Below are 24470 nucleotides of genomic sequence, written 5' to 3' on the forward strand. Positions count from 1 at the left end.
CCGGACTGAGGCAACACAGGGTAGCAGAGGGAAAAGTACTGTGAGGCCGGAAGAGTTGATTACACTTGTCGTGCTTCGTTCTGTCCCCTTCCACCGGGAGCCAGTCTCAACCTGTCCGTTGCCAATGGGGGCAACAACGCCGGGCTGGCCTGTACTCTGAGAAACGATATTGGCTGCAAAATGAAATACCATGGTAGTACATTCGGCAGCAGTACAGACAAGAGTTCAAATAAACGTTTTCACTGCTGGCCAACCTTCACCCCACCAGAAACCGTGAACGTTGATAAAATTTTTATTGATAATAAACCCATGTCCCTCCAGGTTTCCGGAGGGGAAAACTGCCCTGACACTCTGTTAACATCGTTTAAAGCGGGTATGACTCTTAAAGTGGGTATGACTCTGCAGAACCAACAGAAATCCTACTGCACCCTATCTATGGGCTGAATGTTCGACCGTCGGTAGCAGCAAAAGTGTTCATCTCGACCTGAAGCCTGCCATCAACAGGCCACATTTTCCAGACTATAGACGTTATTCTTAAAACACCTGTTTCATATTCTGTGGAACTCGCAGGAATGTCGGCGCAGCACTCTGTATAATTCTGCGCTGATTTCTCTTATTTACAGTCACATCCATGCTTGATTCCATTCGAATAGTGATGCTCCGGACCTGGCACCCGGGCAATATCGGTTCTGCCCTGCGGGCCATGAAAACCATGGGCCTGACTCAGCTGATTCTGGTTGAACCCAACCAGTGGCCCCACGACGAAGCCACTATGCTGGCCGCCGGTGCCGCCGATATGATTCCCGATGTCCAGGTAGCCAGCTCTTTTGAAGGGGCCATTGCCGATTGCAACCTGGTGATTGGCACCTCAGCCCGCAGCCGCAGCTTCCCCTGGCCCATGCTTAACGCCCGTAAAGCAGCCGAAAAACTGGTAACAGAGGCACAAATTGGACAGGTTGCCCTGGTGTTTGGCCAGGAAACCTCGGGCATGACCAACGAAGAGCTGCAGCAGTGCCACTTCCACGTATCTATAGACGCCAACCCGGATTACCCTGTACTGAATGTGGCTTCAGCCATTCAGATACTGTGCTATGAGATTCACCAGGCCAGCCTTGCTAATGCTCCGGAAGCGGTAGAACAGGAACCCACTGAGCCTTACCCTGATACCCTGCAAATGGAGCTGTTTTACCAGCAGCTTGAGCTGGCTCTGACCGATATCCAGTTTATTATCCGCCAGCACCCCGGCAGGATTATGACCAAAATGCGCCGTCTGTTTAACCGGGCCCGCCCGGAACAGGAAGAGTTGAACATTCTGCGTGGTATTCTTCGTAGAATCCGGGAAAATGCCGCTTCCAATTCCGAGAGCTAGTCAAAAAGGCTGACAGTAAGAGGTTACCCCGGTTATGCATTCCGGCTGTGCAAGAGCTTGCCGAATGCCGAATATGAACCGACCGGGAGATTGTCAGCCGCCCCGGGCTTCCGCGCATTTTACGCAAAGATTGGTGTAAGGCATGATTTCCAGACGGGCCAGGGGAATATCGCCACCACATCCGGTGCACAGGGTATATTCCTTTTCTTTGATGCGTTCCAGGGCTTTCTGAATCAGACGCAGCTCATTGACAGCCTCATTACCCAAGGCATCTATGACTTCGTCGTTTTCACGTTCCTGAGCCTGTTCGGACCAATCCGCGTTGGCCTTGCGCGTGACATCTTTCTTAATGTTATCCAGGCGCACCTGCAACTCTTCCTGGCGACTCAGCAGCTTCTCACGAAAAGCATCATACTCCCCATTCATGGGCTTCCCTCTGTTTTCCGACCTTTGGAACGATCTTGCCTTTTTGTCATTTTAGAATGTCAATACGACCGTACAGGTTGATCTGAATCAATTCCCAGCCACACGAGTTTAGCAAATCTCCCCTCTCTCCCTGCTGCGCCCTTAATCTGACAGGAGCTATCGCTGCCGGGAAGACCAATTTCAGAAAACACAGGACAGAGACTGCACCTACCACCCACAATGTTTCGCAAATAACCTGATTGGTCAACCCCGTCGGCGCAGGTATACTCCCAGCTTTTTGACAGGACCCTCTCCACGCCCATGACTCAGGCTACTCCAGGATCAGACAAAACCGGTTTCAACAAGCTTCAGAAGAAGCTGCGCCGTTTCGCCGGTCGGGCCATCGAAGACTTCAATATGATTGAAGATAGCGACAAAATCATGGTGTGTCTCTCCGGAGGGGCAGACAGCTACACCATGCTCCATATCCTGCAGAGCCTGCAGAAGAGCGCACCGGTTAAATTTGAGCTGGTGGCCGTTAATCTGGATCAGAAGCAACCAGGCTTCCCTGAGCATGTGCTGCCGAAATACCTGGACGGCATTGGCATTCCCTACCATATCGTCAACCGGGACACCTACTCGGTGGTGAAATCCAAAATCCCCGAAGGGAAAACCACCTGCGGTCTCTGCTCCCGTCTGCGCCGGGGCACACTTTATGCCTTCGCCGAAGATATTGGCGCTACCAAAATCGCCCTTGGACACCACAAGGACGATATTATCGAAACCATGTTCCTGAATATGTTTTACGGTGCCCGCCTGTCATCCATGCCGCCAAAATTGCTGTCAGACGACGGTCGTAATATTGTTATCCGCCCTCTGGCCTACTGTCGGGAAAAGCATATCAAGCGTTTTGCCGAATACATGCAGTTCCCCATCATCCCCTGCAACCTGTGTGGCTCCCAGGAGAACCTGCAACGGCAGAGCATCAAGGCCATGCTCCACGAGTGGGAAAAGAAACACCCCAGCCGCATTGAATCCATCTTCGGTGCAATGCAGAACATCGCTCTGTCCCAGATGGCCGATACCAGCCTGTTCGACTTTGAAAGTCTGGCCATCGACCGTACCGGCGAGCGTAAGCCTTACGAATACGACGACAGCCAGTTTATTTTTTCCGGTAACCTGCCGGAACTGGAACTGACCGAAGACGACGATATAAAAGTTATGAACTTTGACCCAAACAGCCTGTAAGCTTTAAAAGACAAATAAAAAACGGAATCTATCTGGCTTCCGTTTTTTATGCCTTTTCAATAGCCAGGAGAACTTTAAAGCGTTTCTGTTTCCGAGTGGCTTTTTACCGCACCAAGTTTGTGATCATAGTGCTGCAGACGGTTGCTGTTAATCATAGAAACAATCTCATCCACATAGGCGTAGCCACGTTCGGAATACTTCCCCAAACCCTGAGCAAGATAGGCACCGGAAACAGCCATCTTATTCTCTCTGGCATTGGCCCGCAGCTCTCTTAAAGCCTGGTACTGTGAATGGGTATTCAGGTTCAGCAGATAAGCCCTGACGGAATCCCCGACATCAGTGAAACTGCGCACTTCATGGACAGAACCCTCATTCCGGAAGTTAGGCACCAGGCCACAGCCCTTAGTAAAACACCACTGGCCAAAATAGTTATTCCCTTCCCGGGCAAACCGTGAAGAACCCCAACCGGATTCATTGGCGGCCTGTGCCAGCGCCAGGGAGGCGGGCAACCGATCAACTTTTATCAAAGCGCGTTCAAACCAATTCTCATCCAGCTTACCGGATATACGGTACTGCCTGCCCAGCGCTTTCAACCATTCCGTGTCGGCACTGGTCAACTCAGCTTTGCCCTGCAGGGTTTTCAGCTTTTGTCTCTGGGCGGATATTTTACTGTTCTGTTCACGAACCAGAGGCAGCATATATTCAAAAAACGTTTTCTTTTTCGTACGCACATCAGTAATGGCTTTGAAATCAGGCACCCCTGCCAGCTGCCATGCCTGTGTTTTCTCCGGTTCTTTTTTCTTCTCAACAACCTTAACCGGCTGTGGTTCTCTATCGGGAGAAAGCCAGACCAGCAGACCAATCAGAACCAGCAAAAAACCTGTCGCAGCTGCAAACTTCTTCAAATCATCTACCTCTTCTAACCCGGCGCTCTATTGCCAAGAACCCCACATACTGTTTAACTGAGGGAGTCGCAGGAGGCGACAACCACAATATCTAAATCTAATAAAAAGACGCCAGCTCGCAATTGCAGTCTGTACTGACTGGCAGGGAGGAGCACGATGAGTTTTACTCACGTTTGGGGGTTGTTCATACATCCCGATCAGGAATGGCGCAGTATCCGTGATGAACGTCCAACAGTCCTGAATTTTATTGTTACTTATCTTCTGCTTATGGCGGCCATACCCGCTATTTGTGGTTATCTGGGAACGACGATCACCGGCTGGCAACTGCCAGGCAGTGCTGATATTACCCGCCTGACCCAGTCAAGCGCGGCTATTATGTCAGTTCTGGCGTTTTTTGCCACTATCACAGCCATTCTTGTGATTGCCGGTTTTGTCCGCTGGATGGCCCATACCTTTGATTCATCGCCAACCCTGGCCCAGTGCCTGGCTTTCACAACCTATACTGCCACCCCACTGTTTATCGGCGGCCTGGCCGGACTGGTACCATCGTTGTGGACCATTATGATGGTCAGCCTGGTGACAGTCAGCTGGTCAGCTTATCTGCTCTATACCGGCCTGCCAGTGTTTATGAATATTCCCTTTGAACGGGGGGTGATCTTCGCCAGTTCAGTACTGTGTGTCGCCCTTGTGGTACTGGTGGCGACCATGGCGGTAACCGTTACTATCTGGAACTTTGGTGCTGGTCCAGTCTATATCTAGGTGTCATAACCAAATCTGTTTTGAGACTTCTTTCTCACCCACAGGGCCCATTCCGGGCCCTGTCGCATTTACGGCTGGCAGCCCCGGAAAGCACGTCTAATATTCTCCCGCCCTGCTTCCCGTTCACGCTTTACAGGTTGGAAAGGCGATGGCTTTTAACGACATCCATAACCGGGTTCAACAGCTGCTCCGTACGGCTTCATACTACTACGGCATGCCCTTCTCCCCTCCGAAAGTATTGATAGATCTGACGGGTGCTGATGCCGGGCACGCCCTGCCCGAAAACAACCTGCTGCGCTTTAACCCGGACTTTTGCCACCATAACCGACACCATTTTGTTCACCACATAGTGGCCCACGAGATGGCCCACTTGGTGGCTCCCAAAGTCTACGGTCCGAAAATCCAGCCCCACGGCAAGGAGTGGCAGTCGGTAATGAAACAGGTGTTCCGGGTACCGCCCACCCCCAACCACAGTTACGACCTGCGCCAGAGCGGCCGTTACCGGTTTATCTATGGTTGTCGCTGCACAGACAGAGAAACCCCTCTGTCAGCGATCAGACATAATCGCAGGCAGCGGGGTGTTATCTATCACTGTGGTGATTGCAGCAGCCGATTACGCTATCTCTATGAACACAAGCCACTGGGAAAGATCTGAGCTATAGATCTAACGCAAGTACTGCTTCAACTCTTGCTGAACATCCGCAAATCCGGCTTCCGCCCGGTTCAGAAGATCTTTAAAGGCTGGGTCAAGGGTGTCAACTGAAGCCTTCTGCTCCAGCTCAAGACAGATCCTCTGCAGGTCAAAAGCACCAATATTGGCGCAGCTGGATTTAAAGCTATGGGCCGCCCGCCGAAAAGTCTCGGCATCATCTCCACCCAGTGCCCTGTTCATGGCTGCAAGCTGAATAGGGCCGTCTTCGAGATAGATATTCACTAAATCCCTCACCTCGCCAGCCCCTTCCTCTCCCATCAATTCACGAAATTCATCCAGCACTGAAAAATCCACCGCCGCCATGAGCTCACTCCCTAAGATGTCCTGTTTAAAGTAAAGATTAGGGGCTGTTGGCAAGTCTCTCCAATACTGATTACGGGGGGGGGATAATCACTTTTGACGTCTAATGCATGTGTGGCCTATTCAGCCTTTTCACGAAGACCGTAGTTTTTAAAACGCTCCAGGACAATATTGATCTCATCATCAGGCAAAACGGGTACTTCCTGGCCAGTTTGCAGTAACAGCGTATACATTTTTGCCAACGTCTCAACTTCTTCTGCCAGCCACATGGCTTTTGACAATGTGCACCCACCAGCAATCATTCCATGATGTTGAAGAAGGATTGCATTACGATCCAGCATGCCGTTGACCACGTAGTCTGACAACTCCAATGTTCCATAAGTGGCATAAGGAACACAAGGAATGGAATTGCCACCTGCCGTGGCGATCATATAATGAATAGCAGGTATTTCCTTATTAAGGATTGAAAGTGTGCTGCAATGAATGGCATGGGTATGCACAACAGCGTTAAGATCAGGACGTGCCTGAAGTACCGCAAGATGAAAACGCCATTCACTAGAAGGGACCTTCCCATCTTCATAAGTGCCATTATTGCTTACAAAAACAATGTCGCTTTCTTCGAGCTTATCGTAGGCAATCCCCGAAGAAGTTATCAGCATTCCGTTTTCAAAGCGGTGACTGATATTTCCAGCTGTACCCTGGTTAAGTCCAGAACGATTCATGTCCAGACAGGCCTGAATAATGTCTCTGGCTATCTTGTTTCTGCTCGGCATTGGTGTCTTATCCCCAAAATAGCGGTAAATCATAGCACCCGTATGTGATCGACTTTATATAAATTAGGCTTACGCATTGACAGTTTTTGTGAAATCCGGAAGGAGACAGTCCTTTCCTTTCGCAAAAAACTGATCAAAAAACCATATACATGAGCAGGTTACATCGTGCAGTGGTGGGACGGGACGTACTTCGCATTATTCTAAACAAAAATGATCCATGGGCAATTATCAGGAATCGCCATAGGCTGTCAATGCGAAAGTCCTATAAATAAAAAAACGACCATGGACAGATAGTTAAATGTATTACTCCGTAAACAGGCCAAATATATGAAAGCAGTTACTTATGCTTTTCTATTAAGTACAGGTTCTTGCAAGCCGGGGAGAACCATATATGGTTCCTACAGTGGCAAACCTGACGCTGCGGGCTATTGTTCCCTCTGGGTAGGGCGGATTTTCGTGCCATCCGAAGGGTCTTCCCGAGGACTTCCATGGCTGTGTGGCAACGATTTGAGAGACAATGATCATTCTTTCACCGCTGCGTCTTATTCACATCAGTCACCCTGCTCATTTCTAGAGAACAACCGCCAGATTAAGTCCGCACCTAACTCAGGCTATAAACATGCAGGAGTGCCATAAATGAGCGAAACAGGGGATCTGCAGAGCACAGAAGCTCCGAGAGCGGCCACATCAAAACCCATTGTCCCAAAAGAGTTTTTGATATCTTTCATTTTGTTGGTCAGCTGTTTCGCTTTGTGGGGGCTGGCAAACAATATAACCGATGTGCTGATTGCACAGTTTCGCAAGGTCTTTACACTGACCGATGCCCAGTCAAGTCTTGTACAAATGGCCTTCTATGGAGCCTATTTCTGTCTGGCCCTACCTGCTGCTGTTTTTATTAAAAATTTTTCCTATAAATCCGGTGTTCTTTTAGGTCTTGGTCTGTTCGCAAGTGGCGCACTTTTATTTTATCCGGCCAGCCAAACCATGCAGTACCATCACTTCCTGACAGCTCTGTTCATTCTTGCAGGAGGGCTGTCAATTCTTGAAACCAGTGCCAACCCATACATTATTTCCATGGGGCCGGAAGAAACAGCCACACAGCGTTTGAATCTGGCACAGTCATTTAACCCTATTGGTTCTATTGCCGGTGTTCTGGTGGGTAAGTTTTTCATCCTGACCCAGTTACATACCGCATCAGATGCTGAACGTGCTGTAATGCCTGCGGCTGAGCTGGAAGCTATACAGTCACAGGAACTGATGGCGGTTATGGAACCTTATGTCGTTGTTGCGATCATTGTTGTGGGAGTATTGTTGTCTATTGCTCTGCGTAAAATGCCTGCCACATCTGATTCTTCAGAAACCTTCAATCTGGTTGGTTCTTTCCAACGGCTACGGAAGAAAAAAGTATTTATAAGGGGGGTTTTGGGGCAGTTCCTGTATATCGGTGCCCAGATTGGCTGCTGGTCCTGGACGATTCACTACGTAATGAACAATATTGGCGGTACTGAAGCAGAAGCATCCACTTATTACCTTTACTCCATTTTGTTATTCAGTGGTGCCCGTTTTATCTGCACTTCCGTGATGCTCTATATTGAGCCTAACAAGCTGCTTGGAGTTCTGGCAGCCCTGGCTGCGGTATTGTCAGCAATCGTTATACAGAGCAAAGGTGTTGTCGGCGTATACGCTCTGGTTGCTATTTCTGGCTGTATGTCCCTGATGTTTCCTACCATTTACGGTCTGTCTGTTGCGGGTCTGGGCAACGACACCCAGCTAGGCGGCTGCTGTCTGATAATGGCCATTCTTGGTGGCGCAGTCCTGACTGCCAATATGGGCCATATTTCTGACATGGCAGGCATTGGCATGTCCTTTGTTATCCCTCTTATTGGTTTTGTTTACTTAACCTGGTTTGGTTTGAAAGGAAGCAAAGCCTGAATACCTGTAAAGCCAGGGTATTTTCCCAGTCATTGAAAACGCTTTAGCACCTGAAAATTGACTAAGGTAGTTACTTTAATGAAATACCTCCCGAAAATTGGTATTCGCCCTACCATCGATGGTCGTCGTAAAGGCGTTCGTGAGTCTCTGGAAGAGCAGACTATGAACATGGCAAAGCGTACTGCCGCTTTTTTGAGTGAGACGCTGCGTCACCCAGGTGGTGAGACCATTGAATGTGTTATCGCAGACACCTGCATAGGCGGCATGGCTGAAGCGGCCATCTGTGAAGAAAAGTTCCAGAGTGAAAATGCAGGTCTGAGCATCACCCTTACCCCATGCTGGTGCTATGGCAGCGAAACTATCGATATGCATCCGCATCGCCCGAAAGCCATCTGGGGTTTTAATGGCACTGAAAGACCGGGAGCCGTTTATCTGGCGGCGGCACTGGCGGGTCATAACCAGAAAGGTCTGCCTGCTTTCTCTATCTACGGCCGCGATGTTCAGGACGCTGGTGATGACAGCATTCCGGCGGATGTTCAGGAGAAACTGCTGCGCTTTACCCGTGCAGGTCTGGTAGCGGCGACCATCCGTGGCAGGAGCTACATGTCCCTGGGCGGTGTCAGTATGGGTATTGTCGGTTCTATCGTAGACCATGGTTTCTTTGAAAACTATCTGGGCATGAAAGTTCAGGCCATTGACATGACCGAGCTGCGCCGCCGCATGGATGAAAAAATCTACGACGAAGCCGAGCTGGAACTGGCAGTCAGCTGGTCAGATGAATACTTCAGGCGAGGTCCTGATCGTAACCCGGAAGAGAACCGACGCACACCGGAGCAGAACCGAGAAGTCATGCGGGAAAGCCTGCTGATGGCGATCTGTATGCGTGACATGATGCAGGGTAATGAAAAACTGGCGGAAAAAGGTTTCGGTGAAGAAGCGCTGGGCTACAACGCGATTGCCGGTGGCTTCCAGGGGCAGCGACACTGGACTGACCAGTACCCTAACGGCGATACCGCCGAAGCCGTTCTGAACAGTTCCTTCGACTGGAACGGCAGACGTGCTCCTATAGTGATGGCGACGGAAAATGACAGCCTGAACGCAGTCTGCCAGCTGTTTGGTTATGGCCTGACCGGTACCGCCCAAATTTTTGCCGACGTACGTACCTACTGGTCTCCGGAAGCCGTTAAGCGCGTAACGGACCATAGCCTGGAAGGCCGTGCCGGGGATGGGCTGATTCACCTGATCAACTCTGGCTCTGCCGCCCTGGATGGCACCTGCAAACAAAGGGACGCTGAAAACAACCCCACCATCAAGCCACATTGGGAAGTGACTGAAGAGGAAGTCAGGGAGTGCCTCGCGGCTACCCAGTGGTGTCCGGCCGTTGACGAGTATTTCCGTGGTGGTGGTTTCTCCAGCAACTTCCTGAGTGAAGGTGACGTGCCATTCACACTGACCCGTGTCAATCTGATCGAAGGTCTTGGCCCGGTGCTGCAAATCGCTGAAGGCTGGTCCGTAGATATTCCGGAAGAAACCCACAAGATTCTCAACGACCGCACAGATTCAACCTGGCCGACCACCTGGTTTGCACCCCGTGTAACCGGCAAAGGTCCCTTCAAGGACGTTTACTCCGTCATGGCTAACTGGGGCGCTAACCATGGGGTTCTGACCGTTGGACACGTGGGTGCTGACTTTATCACCCTGGCGTCTATGCTGCGTATCCCTGTGTGCATGCATAACGTTGAAGACGAGGTTATCTTCCGTCCATCCGCCTGGTCGGCCCATGGCATGGATGCAGAAGGTCAGGATTATCGTGCGTGCCAGAACTACGGACCGCTCTATAAGTAAAAGGTAAATCGCAGGGAGTATTAAACTATCCCGTCGTTTATATGGAAAGTGAACATGGCACAAGATGTTGTCGTTGTATTGGATTGCGGAGCTACCAATGTGCGCGCAGTTGCAGTCAACACTGCAGGCAAGGTCGTTACGAAATCCGCTGTCCCCAATGCCACTGAAGCTTCGGCGGAAAACCCTGACTGGCATGAATGGTCACTGGAAGGTATTTTCAAAAAATTCAGCCTGTGCTCCAGGGAAGTTATGGCAAAATTACTGCCAGAACAGGTTAAGGCCGTAACGGTGACCACCTTTGGTGTTGACGGAACCCTGGTTGATCAAGCCGGTAACCCCCTTCATCCCGTCATTAGCTGGAAGTGTCCCCGGACGACGGAAGCCCAGCAAAGCATCAAAAAGTACCTCGATCCAGACTGGTTGACAGTACACAGTGGTGTAGGGCACTTCTCGTTCAATACCCTTAACAAACTGATCTGGTTCCGTGAGAACAAGCCCGAATTACTGGACCTGGCCCATGGCTGGCTGTTCATCAGTTCCCTGTTTAATCACAGGCTTACCGGGCAGTTATCCACGGATGCCACGATGGCAGGAACAGCCCAGCTGACAGACCTGAAGAAACAGGATTTCAGTGAGAATATACTGCAGGCGCTCAACCTGGACAAAACCTTCTTTCCGAAAATGGTTCAGGCCGGTGAAATCGTTGGAACGCTTCTGCCAAAGGCCGCCGGTGCGCTTGGTCTGCCCGAAGGTATTCCGGTGGTTTCCACAGGCCATGATACACAGTTTGCCATCTATGGCTCCGGTGCCGCAGAAGGACAGCCGGTGCTGTCTTCAGGGACCTGGGAGATTCTTATGGTGCGCTCCCCTGAAGCCAGCCATTTAACAACGGATGTGTTTGAACAGGGTTTTACCTGTGAATGGGACTCCCATGCCGGACTTTATAATCCGGGCATTCAGTGGCTGGCCTCTGGCGTTCTGGAGTGGATTGGCCGTCAGTTCTACAGCGACCTGAAGGGAGATGCCAAATACACGACCATGATCAAAGAGGCTGAGACTGTGGGGGAAAAATGCCAGGGCGTAACCATTAACCCGGAGTTTCTGACCGACAGACATGGACAGGTTAGTGGTACCATTCACGGTTTAACCCTCTCCACCAGTCGCGGTGCCATCTATCGGGCGACTTTGCAGGCACTGGCGAACCGACTGAAAATCAGTCTGCAGCAACTGGAGGCCATTGGCGGTTTCAAAAGTAAAGAGCTGATTCTTGTGGGCGGTGGCTCGAAAAACCCACTCTGGAATCAAATCAAAGCCAATACCCTGCAGCTGCCTGTCAAAATTCTGAAAGAGCCGGAAACAACTGTACAGGGCGCGTCTGTTTTTGCCATGGTGGGTGCCCGGTTATACGACTCAACAGAAACTGCCCGGCAGGCTTTTGCGACTGAATACGAGCAGGTGTTACCTGAAGCGTTATGAGAAATGAGTAGACAGTTATGCTTAGAGCCTGGGGGCAACTAAAAGCACGCTATCTCTGAACTCAAATACGGTCTGTCGACGTTTCAGAATGATGCTGCTTCAACACCCCAAGAAAAGCTTCACCATATTGCTCCAGCTTGAACTGTCCTACACCGGACACTTCCAGCAACTGTTCCCCGGTTTCCGGGCGGCGGGCCATCATGCCCCGCAGAGTCGCATCACTGAAAACCTGAAAAGGGGGCACGCCCCTTTCTTTAGCCAGTCGCATTCTCAAAGCACGCAGCTCTTCCCATAGCACAGCATCTTCCCCCTGAAGTTGCTGTGCGGGGCCGGTCACTTTCAGCTCGTGGGTTTCATAACGGTCCTTACGCAGTTCCAGCTGTTCTTCCCCCCGCAACAGAAGACGACTCTTTTCCGTCAGAAACAGGCCGCCATGGGTTTCAGAAGTCACCGTCACATAACCCCGGGCCACAAGTTGCCGGTACACAGAGCGCCACAGGGGCTGGCTAAGGTCTTTGCCGAGGCCAAAGGTTGAAACACGGTCGTGGCCCAGCTCTTTCACCCTCTTGTTGGTTTTGCCCAGCAAAACATCCACAAGATGGGTAACCCCATAACGCTGACCGGTGCGATATACATTGGACAGAGCCTTCCGCGCCGCTTCGGTGGCATCCCAGGAGGCCACAGGTTCTACACACAGATCACAGTTACCGCACTTGCTTTCCCGCTCCTCGCCAAAATAACCCAGCAGTGCCTGACGACGACAACCGGATACTTCGCAGAACCCCAGCATAGAGTTCAGCCGCTGCCGTTCAAGGTGACGCATTTCTTCATTCATACCGGACTGAGCCAGCATCTGCCCGAGAATAATCACATCCTGCAATCCGTACACCAGCCAGGCTGTCGCGGGAAGACCATCCCGCCCGGCCCGCCCCGTTTCCTGGTAGTAAGCCTCAATACTGCGGGGCATATCCATATGGGCCACAAAACGCACATCGGGTTTGTCCACCCCCATGCCAAAAGCGATGGTGGCCACCATCACCAAATTGTCCGTAATTTGAAAACGGTGCTGATTATACTGGCGCACTTCCTGGTCCAGTCCTGCATGATAGGGCAATGCATCCACACCATGCCTTTGCAGCCAGGTCGCCAGTTCATCCACCTTGCGTCGGGACAGACAATACACAATGCCCGACTGCCCGGCATGATCCTTCAGTATAAAATCCAGCAGCTGGTTGCGGGCATTCCGCTTCTGAGCAAGACGATAAAAAATATTGGGGCGATCAAAACTGCTGACAAACCAGCGGGCGTCAGAAAGGTTGAGCCGGGTAGCAATCTCCTCCCGGGTGCGCTGGTCTGCGGTTGCAGTTAAAGCAATACGGGGTACATGGGGATGACGTTCATGGAGAATCGAGAGTTGCAGATATTCCGGGCGAAAGTCATGGCCCCACTGGGACACGCAATGCGCTTCATCAATAGCAAACAGGGAGATCTGCAGATGATTCAGAATATCCAGCATGCGATGGGTCATCAGCCGTTCAGGGGAGATATAGAGCAAATCAAACTCCCCCCGGCCCAGTCCTGCCTGAATATCCATCTGCTCTTCAAAAGGAATTGCAGAATGAAGAGCTGCGACTCTCACTCCCAAGAGTTTCAGACCAGCGACCTGATCCTGCATTAAGGCAATAAGAGGGGAAACCACAACAGCCGTCCCCGGACGCATAAGCGCGGGCAACTGGTAACAGAGGCTTTTACCACCGCCGGTGGGCATAAGAACCAGGGCATCCCCCCCACCGGAGACATGTCTGATTATCTCCTCCTGGCGGCCACGGAACGCGGTATAACCGAATACATCAGCAAGAATATCCCATGCCCGGTCTGACATTTATACCCCAGCAATACGTAGAAAGAGTGTTCAGGAAAAACCGCATTATACACGCCTGCGCTTCCATATTGGATCAACACCCGTCAGACTTGTCGTAACTCAACTTTTCAGCAAAATCCTACTACGGGAAGTACTCATGACCGACTCTGAACTACTGCTTGATTCTTCATTATTCCAGGCACTTGATGCCATGGCAGAAAATGATGAAGAGGCGATGGATGCCCTGATGGGCCATGGTTATCTGACGGCTCAGGTTATCAGCCCTGAACCCGATTCTCCGGAAGAGATCTGCGCGACCCTGTTTCCCGATCCATCTGCCATCGGCCAGAGCTATGATCAGCTGATTCCCTGCGTTAAAGATACTCTGTCCCTGATTGATGCCCAGCTTAACGATGACAATGATGAATTTGAAATTCCGATTCTGATTGAAGAAGATGAGAATTTACTGGAATCTGAACTGGCCGACTGGTGTGCCGGATTCCTGGAGACCCATATCGAGCAGGAAGAAGCCTGGCTGGATCATAATGAGCAGGCTGTAGCGGAACTGCTGCTGCCTGTCGCGGCCCTTTCCGGTCTGTTTGCCGATGAGCCTGATTTCAAGGATATCTCCAACAATGAAAACCTCCTGGAAGATATGGCCTCCCAGCTACCGGAAGTGATGGTAGAACTGTATCTGCTGATGCGTACAGATCGATAAATTTTATCCGTTCCAGAAATAACAAGCCCGCCTTGAAAAGCGGGTTAGTTGTTTCTGAAGTAAAGACTGACTTATAAACCAGAAACCTGAAACAATTTATCCTGAACCTTGTTCTTTGCCTGGTTCACCTGTTTGGCTGGCTGGAACCAGACCTCAACCCTGCGGTTTTTAATCAGGGCTGACAGGCCATCTTCATCGGACAGCTGCAGATATTTTCCATAACCATGAAAATCCATATAACGGCGGGAGACACCGGCGCGGATCAAGGCCCGGCGCACTACCTTGGCCCGTAAGCGTGACAGCAGGCTGGCGTAACTACTGACCCGATTACCGTCGGCAAAGCCCACCAGCAGCAGGTTACCAGGATTCTTTTCCAGAAACTCCGCCAGGCGCTCAATATCCAGACGGGCTTTGTTATCCAGACGGGCTTTGCCTTCATGGAAACGGAAGTTCACAGACAGACGACTTCGGCTATCTACCAGCAGCTGATAGGACTGGGGAGCGCTGGCAATATCAGGCTGCAGGGGAATGACATTCTGGGAAATATATCCCACCTTATCCACTATCTCCTGTCCGGGAACAGATACGGCCCATTTCAAGAAATCATTCGCATACTCATTGGGCTTAATACCGGGCAGGTAAAGATAAAGACGTCTGGCCAGGGCATAGTCTTCTGTCGCTACGGTTAAATGCTCCGGATTCAGTGACTGTGCATTGCCGGAAGCAATAGCCAGCGCCCTGGCCCTGCCAATGGTATTTAAGCTGACAAAACCAATAGCGCCCCGGTCTTCTGTAACCCGCTGAGATAACACAGCATTGGATTCAAAGCGATGCGCCGATTCAACCAGTTTGTATTTCTTGCCCAATACCAGTTTACGGAAGGTATCCCAGGTACCGGACTGGTTATCCCGGGCATAAACGGTAATCGGCAGATCACTGCCCCCCAGGTCTTTCCAGTTACTGATTTCACCGGAGAAGATTTTCGCCACCTGTTGTGTATTCAGGGCACGAAGAGGGTTTGCGGGATTAACAATAACAGCAATACCATCAATACCAATCACAAATTCAGAGGCGCTGGACTGCAGGTCGCCAAACTCCACCATTTTCAAGCGTTCTTTCTTTTTGATTCTGCGGGAGGCGGCAGCGATATCGGCATTATCAGCCATCATGGCTTTAAAACCACTGGAGGAACCGTGGGCCTTTACCTCTACAGCCACTTTTTCGCCAGTAGCCTTATGGGTCGCCAGCACCTGCTGCTCATTGGCCACAGAAGCATCCAGAATAGAAATATCTTCAAAACCACGAGACTGCAACCAACCAGCCACCATCTCAGGTCCCAGCCGGGCACCTATAGTGTTAGAACCCTGCATGGTAAACAGAACGCCCTGCGGATTATTAAACAGCGGACGTGCCATTTCTTCGGCTCTCGCCATACCTGACAGCAGAATTAATACAAAAAACCAGCGCAATACCGACATAACTCCCCCCTCCTAATTGCAGCTGGAAATAAGCTATATCAAAACTATTACGAAGTTATGAAAACCAAGCGCCAAAGTAAGAAAAGCCTTTGTTAAGCTTTCCCGTAGATATACTCGTAGTTTTCAGAAGGAACAGGATCATGGATGGCAGACCTGCAAGTATCGGATCAACCCAAAGCTCCCCCCTAACGCAGGTTTCAGAAGATGATGATGCAGAGGTTAAAAAAGGAAAAGGAGGAGTCAAACAAACAAATCCGACACACAGCCTGAGGTCCACGGCAAAGCCTGATACAGTTCAAGAACCTAAATCACTTAGTCAGCGGACAATAAATCGCCCCAATGAAACCTCCCCTGGCACCTTTCAAGCACTCAGGGCAAAAGAAAAAGCACCACCAAAGCACATAATAAATAATGAGCCGCCTGCCCAAGGGACTCCAGGATCACAAAGAAAACCGGTTCGAAAAGCTCCCCCTGTACCTCCCCCCAAACCTGCAACTACTCCTGCAACTACGCCTGTAGCCAACCAGCAGGTACGCACAGCCCCCAAACTGACTTCAATAGCACAGCAGATATTACAGCAGACTGCAGCTCACTCTGACTCACAACTGGCAGAACTTAAGAAGATCGCAGGCATTAATAATCCAAAACTGAAAGCCCAAAAAAAAGCCGCCAAAAGAACCATCCCGAAGTTTACAGAACTAAAAAACAAACTTCAGAAAACCGTAAGCCAGCTTGAGAGAGAGAAAAAACCAGAGGCGAGGCAAAAGCTGCTTAAACAGGCGGAACAACTGCAGGCCAAAATCTCCCAGCAAATGGTGCCTTTTGTGAAGTTCTTCCCGGAGCAGAAAGAATTTCTTCTTCCGGAAGTCACCATTACTCAGGAACACATCCAGCAGGTTGTACAGAGCCTTCAGTTTGAACTGGACCTTGTCACTTCTGCTCTCACTGCCCAGAGGGTTCAATGCAGGCCTTTAAACGGAGAAAACCGGACATCCGCTCAGCAAAAGACATTTACGGCTATTGAAAAATTTGAACGCAGCCGGGCATGCCGATACTTGAATGATAAAGTCAAGCAAACACTTGCTGACTTGTCGCATGCCCGTGCTTCAGAAGACCTCAACACCACACTGACTGAATTGCAGAAACTCTCCAAAAAATTCAACCAGGAATTAAAAGGTGCCGGTGTGTTTAATTCACAGAAAGAAACCCAGAGTTTCTTTCTCCGGACTATGTAAAAACAAAATCAGCCTTCCCTGATAGCAGTCCCTCGCACAGGAGGCTGCTACCCTTCCCCTCCCGGTCCGGTGTAAGATAATCACGAATAACAAGAATTCAACAGGCATTCACTATGTCAGATATTTATGACCTGACTTTCTCCGGTATGACACTTCCCGGTGCAGATATTCAGAAAGTGCGCAATAACGCCGCCAAGCTTTTCCGCGCCAGCCCGGAGCAACTGGACAGGCTGTTCTCCGGCAAGCCGATGGTAATTAAAAGCAACCTGCCCCAAAGTGCTGCAGAAACCTACCAGCAAAAGCTGAAAGCCGCCGGCCTGATCTGTCACCTGCAGCCAACAGGCAGCCACCATGAAGCAAAGCCACCTTCCCCCTCTCAGGCTGTGTCTGTAAAAGCTGCCTCTGCCGAAGAGCAAACTTCAGCACCAGCCCAAGAGGCCGACTGGTCCGTCGCACCCACCGGCAGCGATGTTAACCCCCACCAGCCGGTCACTCCGTCACCCATGCCGGATACCGGCCATATGTCGTTAAAAGAACAAAAAGGCTATCTGTTTGACCAGGATGACACGCCTCCTCCACCGGCACCGGATACAAGCCATATAACTCTGGAGTGAAAATCAAAAGTCATCTGAGTCAATGGCTGGAGCAAAGCCCGTGATAGGATTTTCAGGATTTCTGAAAAATAAAAACTCCACAGGACATCTTATGTTACAACGGAACCTGCTGTCGTTTATCGCCGGCCTTAGCCTGCTACTCTCAACCCTCGTACATGCTGAGAGCTGGAACAGCTATCCGGACACATTACCCGGTTTTGATTACAGCGGCGAAAAGCTGAAAGAGAACTGGCCCCGGCTTACCCGGGGCACAAACGAACCTTTTCCCGATGTGGCTTATATTCAAAGCCTCCGGGAAACCTACCCCGACGCCGCTGCGCTGTCGATGAGTGAGCTGGAAAACTATGCAGAGTCACTGGGTATAAACCTGGAAAGCCAGACCATTTCAACCGAACAGGCGGATAAACTGTATTCTGAACTGCTCCAGAAAACCTGGCGCCATCTGTTCCAGGGCGAATTCCAGGAAGCCAGGGAACTGGGCATGAAACTGGGACCCATGGGTTATATTCCTGCCCTCTACGCCCAGTCCATCTATGCCTTACACCTGTCCAATAGCCAACAGGAAAAACACGATCTGCTGCGGGAAGTGATCGCAACAACAGAAAGCATGAAAACCCTGGTGCCCAATCACCCCTTTATCATGTTTGGCAGTGCCTACGCCAAAGCTCGTATTGCTGAAGACCTGTCCATGACCAAGGCCCTGGCAACCGGATATACCGACCCTATGAAATCTGACTTGGAACGGCTGATATCGGAGCACCCCGACCATATGTACGGACACGCCTCCCTTGGGGGCGTACATGCGGGCATTATGGAAAAGTCCGGAAGCCGGTTTCTCGCCCGTATGACCTACGGCGCGACCACCGACAAAATGGATAAATACTTCAAAGTCTCTCTGGCAGCCGAACCTGCTCTGCCCGTTACCCGACTGGAGTACGCGATAGCACTGGACAGAGTCTATGGGGATGACCGCAGAGAGGAGATCCTTAAATATCTGAAGGAAGCGGCCAGCATGGTACCCGCCAGCGCGGAAGAAAGCCTGGATATTGCCAAGGCTGAGCGCTTGCTGAAAGAGTGGCAGGAAAACCCACAGTAAAGCCGGTTTCTGTATCTATAGAGGTTCAGCAGTAAACCTTACACAGCTGAACCTTTCTCCTCACTTTACCTTTACTCTCTTGTTCAAAATGTCAGCCTGAATCACCGAAATGTTTTTTCAAAAACACTGAAAAACCGGTTATTCCAACCGCTCGCCTTCCTGACCTTCAGAACCCATCTACAAGTACACGGTCTAAATTTCCTGAATCATTTGGAAGGCTATGCAATAGCAGCGGCACATTCGACAACTGTCTGTCTAAAATCCCAAAACCAATGACATCCAGGGAAATGCTTCTCGAAGAGCTTGAAAACCTAGTCCACCACCTCGCGTCGTCCGGCAAACGCATGCATAAGGGTTCCACTATCAATAAACTCCAGCTCTCCCCCTAAAGGCACACCATGAGCGATACGGGACACGCGAACCCCAATGGATTTCAGCCCGGACGCAATATAGTGGGCTGTAGCCTCACCTTCCACGGTCGGGTTGGTAGCCAGTATAACCTCCGTAACACCATCGGTCTCAACCTGGGTCATTAACTGATCTATTCCAATATCATCGGGTCCAACACCATCAATAGGCGACAAGTGCCCCATAAGAACAAAATACCGACCACGGAAACCACCAGCCTGCTCAATGGCAAGAACATCGGCCGGTGTTTCCACCACGCATAAAAGTTCACTGTCCCGTTCCGGGTGTGTGCAGATATCACAGATATCCTTTTCTGTCAGGGTACGGCAGCGCTGACAGTGGCCAACGCCGTCTACAGCAGCCTGCAGAGCTTCAGCCAGATGAGCGGCCCCTTTCCGGTCACGCTCCAGAAGATGCAGCACCATACGCTGGGCTGATTTTGGGCCAACACCTGGAAGACACTGGAGGGCGTCCATCAGACGCACAATCAAAGGACTGAATGACATGCTCGACTCAACCACATCCCTGTTTTTATTAATGGGAATCTCAAAACGGCATTTTGAAGCCGGCTGGAATACCCATACCACCGGTCATTTCGGCCATTCTGTCCTGCTGATTCTTCTCAACCTTGCGTACAGCGTCGTTTATTGCGGCTGCAATCAGGTCTTCCAGAATTTCTTTGTCATCTTCCATCAGGGAAGGATCAATCTCGACACGGCGCACATCGTGACGACCGGTCATAACAACTTTTACCAGACCCGCTCCGGCTTCGCCGATCACTTCAGCATTAGCAAGCTCTTCCTGCATCTGCTGCATCTGTTCCTGCATCTTCTGGGCCTGCTTCATCAGGTTGCCCATTCCACCTTTCAGCATAACTACCTCGTTCTGCCTGATTCTTGAATGAATAATAAAAAGAAAACGATCAACCTACAGGCTGAATGGTATGTTCCAGAATCCTGCCGGAAAAGGCCTCAACAATCGCCTGAACATTGTCGTCCGAAACAAAACTTTTACAAGCGGCCCGCAGACGCTCCTGCCGACGGTGTTCCCGCCAGACGGCCGGTGTTTCTGACTCGATAATACCGGTTTCCACAACCAGATTTATACCCTGGTCAAAATATTCGGACAGCGCACCTTCAATACGAAGACGATGATTATCGTTGTATAAAGTGTCATGGGCACCATCCAGCCTCAGCATCATCTGAGAACCATCAACATTGACCAACTCACAATGGGATAAAATAGCGCCGGTCACCCCCCCCATTCCAAGGGTTTGGGCCAGCATAATCCACTCATTGTTCTGAAGGGATGCCAGGGCATACTTTTCTACCGGTTCTTCTGCTGCAACTGGTTCGAATTTAGCTGGTAGCTGTTCATGTGTTTCCACCTGCGCAACCGGCACACTTTGCACATCTGGCTCTGTCACAGGCTCAGAAAGCACCGGTTCCGGGCGGAATTCCGCTGCAGAGGCTGACCCATAGGCTGCGGGAGCAGTATCAGGCTCCCTGACCGGGTGATTATCATACGCCCCCAAGGGCGGAGCATCTGCTATCACTTGTGGAGCAGAAGGTGTTTCCCGAGGGATGGCCGCAGGCTCGTGAAGTTCTGGAGCCGGTTGCTGTGCAGCCTCAACAGCAGGCTCAGGCTGTGCAGGTAATTCCGGTTCAGGGGAAACAGCCGCAGGCTCGGGGTCTTCAGGCTCGTCCTGGGATTCTATATCTTTTGCCGGAGTGTTATCCGCCTGTCGCGGGCTGCCTTCCACAACCTGCCCCCCGGCACCGCCCGTGGGCAGTGGCTGGTCAGACGCGGTAACGGGAATACCTTCCGGACGGAAGGCCAGCATTCGCAGCAGTACCATTTCAAACCCGGACCGGGGGTCCGGTGCCATGGGCAGATCCCGGCGACCGATCATGCCGGTCTGATAATAAAGCTGCACATCTTCCGCCCTGACACGCCCGGCCAGATCAAGAATCCTCTCTCTGTCCCCCTGGCTGTTATCCACCACATCGGGAACGGCCTGGGCCAGGGCGATGCGGTGCAGGGCCGAGAGCATATCCGCCAGCACCGCAATGTAATCCGGACTGTGCTCGGCAAGCTCTTTTACCGCATCCAGCAGCAGGCTGGCCTGGCCTTCCACCAGAGCGTCAAGCACCCGGTAGACCTGATCCTGATCGATTGTCCCCAGCATGGCGGTGACACCCTGGCTGGTCAAGGTATCGCCGCAGTAGGCAATGGCCTGGTCTGTCAGGCTCAGGGCATCACGCATACTGCCATCAGCGGCACGGCCCAGCTGCCAGAGTGCCGGCAGCTCGTAGGGAACATTCTCCCCTTTTAAAACCGTCTGCAAATGTTCAACCACCTTTTCCGGTGCCATATTCTTCAGGCTGAACTGAAGGCAGCGGGACAGAATGGTAACAGGCAGCTTGTGGGGATCCGTGGTTGCCAGCAGGAACTTGATATGGGGCGGCGGCTCTTCCAGGGTTTTCAACAGCGCGTTGAAACTGTGGGTACTGAGCATGTGCACCTCATCGATCAGGTACACCTTAAACCGGCCTCGAGTCGGCGCATACTGGACGTTATCCAGTAACTCCTTGGTATCTTCCAGCCGGGTGCGGCTGGCGGCATCCACTTCAATCAGGTCGACGAAACGGCCTTCACCAATCTCCCGACAGGATGCGCACTCACCACAGGGTTCGGAGGTCACGCCGGTTTCGCAGTTCAGGCACTTGGCCAGAATACGGGCAATGGTGGTTTTACCGACCCCGCGGGTTCCGGTAAACAAATAGGCATGGTGGAGCCGATTATTGTCGAGGGCATTCACCAGCGCCTGCAGAACATGTATCTGACCGACCAGTTCCTTGAAGGTACGGGGTCGCCATTTGCGCGCAAGCACCTGATAACTCATTGGTTATTTGCCACCATTCCGTTAACTGTCCGAAGGGAAAACCAAAAATTATATGCTAACTGAGTTAGAACAAGGATGCACGGGTACAGACAGGGCTTGTGAATGTATTTGAAAGAAGGAGAAGACGGAGAATGGAGGCGTCCCCTGCCAGCCAACACCCCGGCACATGGGCGCACTGCTACCGTTGCTCCCTTCCGGGCCTGGCGGAGTTCACAGCTGCTCATTGCGGGGGGACCGACAAGGTCCGCCATAGCAACCCGGGGAGTTCTCCCCGAACGGGGTCGCATTCTCCATAAACCAGGGGGGTAATGCAAGAGGGAATTTACGCCCAGCGATGCATTGTCTAGAATTTCTGGCTCTATCACATGTATTGACTGCACGCAACGCAGGAGTTCTCTTATGCGCTCACTCTTATCAATGCTCCCGTCACGTCTTTTATCTCCTCTGACCGTGGCTGCCGGCCTGGCGATTCTTCCCATCAGCTCTTTCGCTGGTGCCCCGGTCGACGGCAACTGGAAGGGGACCTTCACGGCCACATTCGCAGCCAGCACTGAAAGCCCGGCAGCCCAGGTTCTGGCCGCTGACACTTTTTCTACGCTGGTCTGCCAATGCGATGTATCCATGAATATAGATGCGGAGGATGGCACGGCCTCCATGATATTTTCCAACCCATCATCACCAACAGATAAAGACCAGTGCATGGGCTATCTTGGTTCCCAGTGCAATGGCCAGAATTTCAGCAATCCTGCCTATCTCCACGCTAAAAACAACAGTATTGATATTTCCATAAGCCCCGAGAACTCCCACGCCTACAATTACGTTTTTACCCTGACTCTGCATAACGATCAGTTAATAGCCGATAAACCGGGACTCCCCCCCAAAGGGGCGAAGAATATGTTGTCTATTGATTACCAGATCAAGCTGCATCACTAGCCCGGGTATTTCATAAATTGCCCCGAAGATCGCGTCGGACCTTGTTGCTCTAGTGCTGTTGAGGTTTTATGATCGGCTCAATGACTCTAGTGTTAACATCTCCGCTTTTAAATAGCACCGGCAGCCAACCAGAACACGCCACACCGGTGCTATAATTATTCCCTGATTGTTACAACTTCTTCCTATCCCCTTCGATAAACGTCAGCTTTCAACAATTTTCAGAATGGCCATATTGGCATTTTTAGTACCGAACAGGTACAGATAGTCATCCTTGATAGCCATACCATAAGGCGACGATATTTTATTGCCCGAACTGTCCTGGATATTAGTGACAGTTTTCACTTTCACAGGCTTATGGGGATCCGAAATATCGACAATACCTATAGCCCCGTTATCCAGCTCAATGGGCATATAAACATAATTATTTCTTATCTTTATCCGATTGGATTTACTCATATCCCCGATAATCACCCTCCCGATTTCAACAGGTGCATCCGGCTTTGAAAGATCAAAAGCAATCAGCCCTCCCGGGCTCCCCCAACCAGCGGAGTAAAGTGTATTGAGAAACTGTGTGCGAGGGTCCAACAAGGACACCATTTGAGAATAAGCAACATTCTCACGGATATTCACAATCTTAAGCTGATTACTCCCTCCCAGGGCTGACAGATCAACAGTCACAAACCTGGAGCCATGAAAAGCACCACAATAGGCATAATTCCCATGAACATAAACCCCTTCAAGTCCCTGGCCAAAAACAAAGGAAAAGCCCAGACCCAGGCTGGTTATCTGCCGGGGCTGGGCAGGGTCTGTGATATCAACTGCGATCAAACGGGAAGTCTGGGGGGCAGTAATAATGGCAAACTGTTTCTGACCCGACTGAAAGACTTTGACATGCAGAGCCCTGAAATAAGGCAACCCGCCAACACCAGACAGTGACAGTGTACTTACCAGGGTTGGTTGCGCCGGATTCGACACATCAAGAATATGCAGTTTACCTGTATAAATTGACAGGACAACAAGGTTGTTATCAACCCTGTCCTGTCCCTCTACGCAATTATCAAGAAAAGTACCTTTAGAAGATCCGTCATGGGGCTTCCAGCGTCCGACAATCTTTGGCTCAGCGGCAGACGACACATCATAAATACTTACGCCCCCCTGATCCCCTCCCTGCTCTTTGGTACCCCGGGAGGTCAAAAACAAATGATTCGGGTCACCGGGATAAATCTTGGAGCGAACAATGTATGTCAGGTTTGCGGGATCATGGACAATCCTCTGCAACTGCAAGTCAACATTTCCTGCCGATACACGCCCTGATATAAACACAAAGAACAGAGCATATATCCACAATAAACCAGCACATTTCGGTGTCAGTATGTGGAAAGGGAAAATAGAATATAGGCATCGCGGCATTATCGTCACCTCTCACTGGCTGCAGCAAAGCTACAGCACTTTCCTCGTGCAAGAACTCCCGCACAGCAGTAACTCTCGATGCATCAGA

The 24470-nt window shown here is 51.0% G+C and carries 23 protein-coding genes and 1 other RNA gene; 13 read left to right on the forward strand and 11 right to left on the reverse strand.

The annotated features are described in order from the left end of the window. Window positions 1-273 precede the first annotated feature (273 nt). Both ACY2RQ_RS01510 and trmJ read left to right on the forward strand, forming a co-directional pair. Window positions 274-444, forward strand: coding sequence for a hypothetical protein (locus ACY2RQ_RS01510; RefSeq protein WP_490111177.1), 171 nt, complete (start codon window positions 274-276; stop codon window positions 442-444). Window positions 445-631: 187 nt separating this feature from the next. Further along, the gene (gene trmJ / locus ACY2RQ_RS01515; RefSeq protein WP_490111178.1) at window positions 632-1369 is read left to right on the forward strand and encodes a tRNA (cytosine(32)/uridine(32)-2'-O)-methyltransferase TrmJ; all 738 of its coding nucleotides are present in this window, start codon (window positions 632-634) and stop codon (window positions 1367-1369) included. Between the two features lie 93 nt (window positions 1370-1462). On the opposite strand, the gene ACY2RQ_RS01520 is transcribed toward trmJ, so the two are convergent. After that, window positions 1463-1795: a TraR/DksA family transcriptional regulator gene (locus ACY2RQ_RS01520; RefSeq protein ID WP_490111179.1), complete on the reverse strand. Its 333-nt coding sequence runs from the start codon at window positions 1793-1795 to the stop codon at window positions 1463-1465. A gap of 300 nt (window positions 1796-2095) precedes the next feature. On the opposite strand from ACY2RQ_RS01520, the gene ttcA reads away from it, so the two are divergent. Next, window positions 2096-3022 carry a tRNA 2-thiocytidine(32) synthetase TtcA gene (gene ttcA, locus ACY2RQ_RS01525; protein WP_490111180.1) on the forward strand — a complete coding sequence of 309 codons (927 nt, stop codon included), beginning with the start codon at window positions 2096-2098 and terminating at the stop codon, window positions 3020-3022. Window positions 3023-3096: 74 nt separating this feature from the next. Here the strand turns inward: ttcA and ACY2RQ_RS01530 are convergent, their stop codons facing one another. Further along, complete coding sequence (locus tag ACY2RQ_RS01530; protein WP_490111181.1) at window positions 3097-3927, reverse strand: glucosaminidase domain-containing protein; 831 nt, start codon at window positions 3925-3927, stop codon at window positions 3097-3099. A gap of 156 nt (window positions 3928-4083) precedes the next feature. On the opposite strand from ACY2RQ_RS01530, the gene ACY2RQ_RS01535 reads away from it, so the two are divergent. After that, on the forward strand, window positions 4084-4686 hold the full coding sequence (locus ACY2RQ_RS01535; protein WP_490111182.1) for a Yip1 family protein: 603 nt from the start codon (window positions 4084-4086) through the stop codon (window positions 4684-4686). Between the two features lie 148 nt (window positions 4687-4834). Next, the gene (locus ACY2RQ_RS01540) at window positions 4835-5341 is read left to right on the forward strand and encodes a SprT family zinc-dependent metalloprotease (RefSeq protein ID WP_490111183.1); all 507 of its coding nucleotides are present in this window, start codon (window positions 4835-4837) and stop codon (window positions 5339-5341) included. A gap of 9 nt (window positions 5342-5350) precedes the next feature. Here ACY2RQ_RS01540 and ACY2RQ_RS01545 read toward each other — a convergent pair whose 3' ends face one another. Both ACY2RQ_RS01545 and ACY2RQ_RS01550 read right to left on the reverse strand, forming a co-directional pair. Continuing rightward, window positions 5351-5701 carry an Hpt domain-containing protein gene (locus tag ACY2RQ_RS01545; RefSeq protein WP_490111184.1) on the reverse strand — a complete coding sequence of 117 codons (351 nt, stop codon included), beginning with the start codon at window positions 5699-5701 and terminating at the stop codon, window positions 5351-5353. Between the two features lie 116 nt (window positions 5702-5817). Then, entirely contained in the window at window positions 5818-6504 is a 687-nt protein-coding gene (locus ACY2RQ_RS01550) for an L-fuculose-phosphate aldolase (protein WP_490111185.1), read from the reverse strand. 603 nt (window positions 6505-7107) lie between these two features. Between ACY2RQ_RS01550 and fucP the strand changes: the two genes are divergently transcribed. From fucP to fucK, 3 genes are all read left to right on the forward strand, one after another. After that, entirely contained in the window at window positions 7108-8403 is a 1296-nt protein-coding gene (gene fucP, locus ACY2RQ_RS01555; protein ID WP_490111186.1) for an L-fucose:H+ symporter permease, read from the forward strand. 78 nt (window positions 8404-8481) lie between these two features. Then, window positions 8482-10248 (forward strand): L-fucose isomerase, encoded by a 1767-nt coding sequence (locus ACY2RQ_RS01560; RefSeq protein WP_490111187.1) that lies wholly within the window; start codon window positions 8482-8484, stop codon window positions 10246-10248. A gap of 54 nt (window positions 10249-10302) precedes the next feature. Next, window positions 10303-11724 carry an L-fuculokinase gene (gene fucK / locus ACY2RQ_RS01565; protein WP_490111188.1) on the forward strand — a complete coding sequence of 474 codons (1422 nt, stop codon included), beginning with the start codon at window positions 10303-10305 and terminating at the stop codon, window positions 11722-11724. 61 nt (window positions 11725-11785) lie between these two features. On the opposite strand, the gene recQ is transcribed toward fucK, so the two are convergent. Continuing rightward, window positions 11786-13606 carry a DNA helicase RecQ gene (recQ, locus tag ACY2RQ_RS01570; protein ID WP_490111189.1) on the reverse strand — a complete coding sequence of 607 codons (1821 nt, stop codon included), beginning with the start codon at window positions 13604-13606 and terminating at the stop codon, window positions 11786-11788. A 136-nt stretch (window positions 13607-13742) separates the two neighbouring features. Between recQ and ACY2RQ_RS01575 the strand changes: the two genes are divergently transcribed. After that, window positions 13743-14303 (forward strand): YecA/YgfB family protein, encoded by a 561-nt coding sequence (locus tag ACY2RQ_RS01575; protein ID WP_490111190.1) that lies wholly within the window; start codon window positions 13743-13745, stop codon window positions 14301-14303. Between the two features lie 71 nt (window positions 14304-14374). Here ACY2RQ_RS01575 and ACY2RQ_RS01580 read toward each other — a convergent pair whose 3' ends face one another. Further along, window positions 14375-15781 carry a substrate-binding domain-containing protein gene (locus ACY2RQ_RS01580; RefSeq protein WP_490111191.1) on the reverse strand — a complete coding sequence of 469 codons (1407 nt, stop codon included), beginning with the start codon at window positions 15779-15781 and terminating at the stop codon, window positions 14375-14377. Between the two features lie 140 nt (window positions 15782-15921). Here ACY2RQ_RS01580 and ACY2RQ_RS01585 point away from each other — a divergent pair, with 140 nt between their 5' ends. From ACY2RQ_RS01585 to ACY2RQ_RS01595, 3 genes are all read left to right on the forward strand, one after another. Continuing rightward, complete coding sequence (locus tag ACY2RQ_RS01585) at window positions 15922-17016, forward strand: hypothetical protein (RefSeq protein WP_490111192.1); 1095 nt, start codon at window positions 15922-15924, stop codon at window positions 17014-17016. A gap of 113 nt (window positions 17017-17129) precedes the next feature. Continuing rightward, window positions 17130-17630 (forward strand): hypothetical protein, encoded by a 501-nt coding sequence (locus tag ACY2RQ_RS01590; protein ID WP_490111193.1) that lies wholly within the window; start codon window positions 17130-17132, stop codon window positions 17628-17630. A 91-nt stretch (window positions 17631-17721) separates the two neighbouring features. Then, a complete protein-coding gene (locus tag ACY2RQ_RS01595) occupies window positions 17722-18726 on the forward strand; it encodes a hypothetical protein (protein WP_490111194.1) in 1005 nt (334 codons plus the stop codon). A gap of 311 nt (window positions 18727-19037) precedes the next feature. Here the strand turns inward: ACY2RQ_RS01595 and recR are convergent, their stop codons facing one another. The 4 genes from recR to ffs all read right to left on the reverse strand — a co-directional run bounded on the left by recR (window position 19038) and on the right by ffs (window position 22279). Continuing rightward, window positions 19038-19640: a recombination mediator RecR gene (recR, locus tag ACY2RQ_RS01600; protein WP_490111195.1), complete on the reverse strand. Its 603-nt coding sequence runs from the start codon at window positions 19638-19640 to the stop codon at window positions 19038-19040. Window positions 19641-19680: 40 nt separating this feature from the next. Then, window positions 19681-20007 (reverse strand): YbaB/EbfC family nucleoid-associated protein, encoded by a 327-nt coding sequence (locus ACY2RQ_RS01605; protein WP_490111196.1) that lies wholly within the window; start codon window positions 20005-20007, stop codon window positions 19681-19683. Between the two features lie 49 nt (window positions 20008-20056). Continuing rightward, window positions 20057-22039 (reverse strand): DNA polymerase III subunit gamma/tau, encoded by a 1983-nt coding sequence (gene dnaX / locus ACY2RQ_RS01610; protein ID WP_490111197.1) that lies wholly within the window; start codon window positions 22037-22039, stop codon window positions 20057-20059. A gap of 142 nt (window positions 22040-22181) precedes the next feature. After that, window positions 22182-22279: signal recognition particle sRNA small type (gene ffs, locus ACY2RQ_RS01615), an RNA gene on the reverse strand. A 159-nt stretch (window positions 22280-22438) separates the two neighbouring features. Between ffs and ACY2RQ_RS01620 the strand changes: the two genes are divergently transcribed. Beyond that, on the forward strand, window positions 22439-22972 hold the full coding sequence (locus tag ACY2RQ_RS01620) for a hypothetical protein (RefSeq protein WP_490111198.1): 534 nt from the start codon (window positions 22439-22441) through the stop codon (window positions 22970-22972). Window positions 22973-23173: 201 nt separating this feature from the next. Here ACY2RQ_RS01620 and ACY2RQ_RS01625 read toward each other — a convergent pair whose 3' ends face one another. Next, window positions 23174-24256: an LVIVD repeat-containing protein gene (locus tag ACY2RQ_RS01625; protein ID WP_490111199.1), complete on the reverse strand. Its 1083-nt coding sequence runs from the start codon at window positions 24254-24256 to the stop codon at window positions 23174-23176. Between the last annotated feature and the right edge of the window lie 214 nt (window positions 24257-24470).

This window comes from Parendozoicomonas sp. 209JJ7-1 (genome assembly GCF_058147085.1).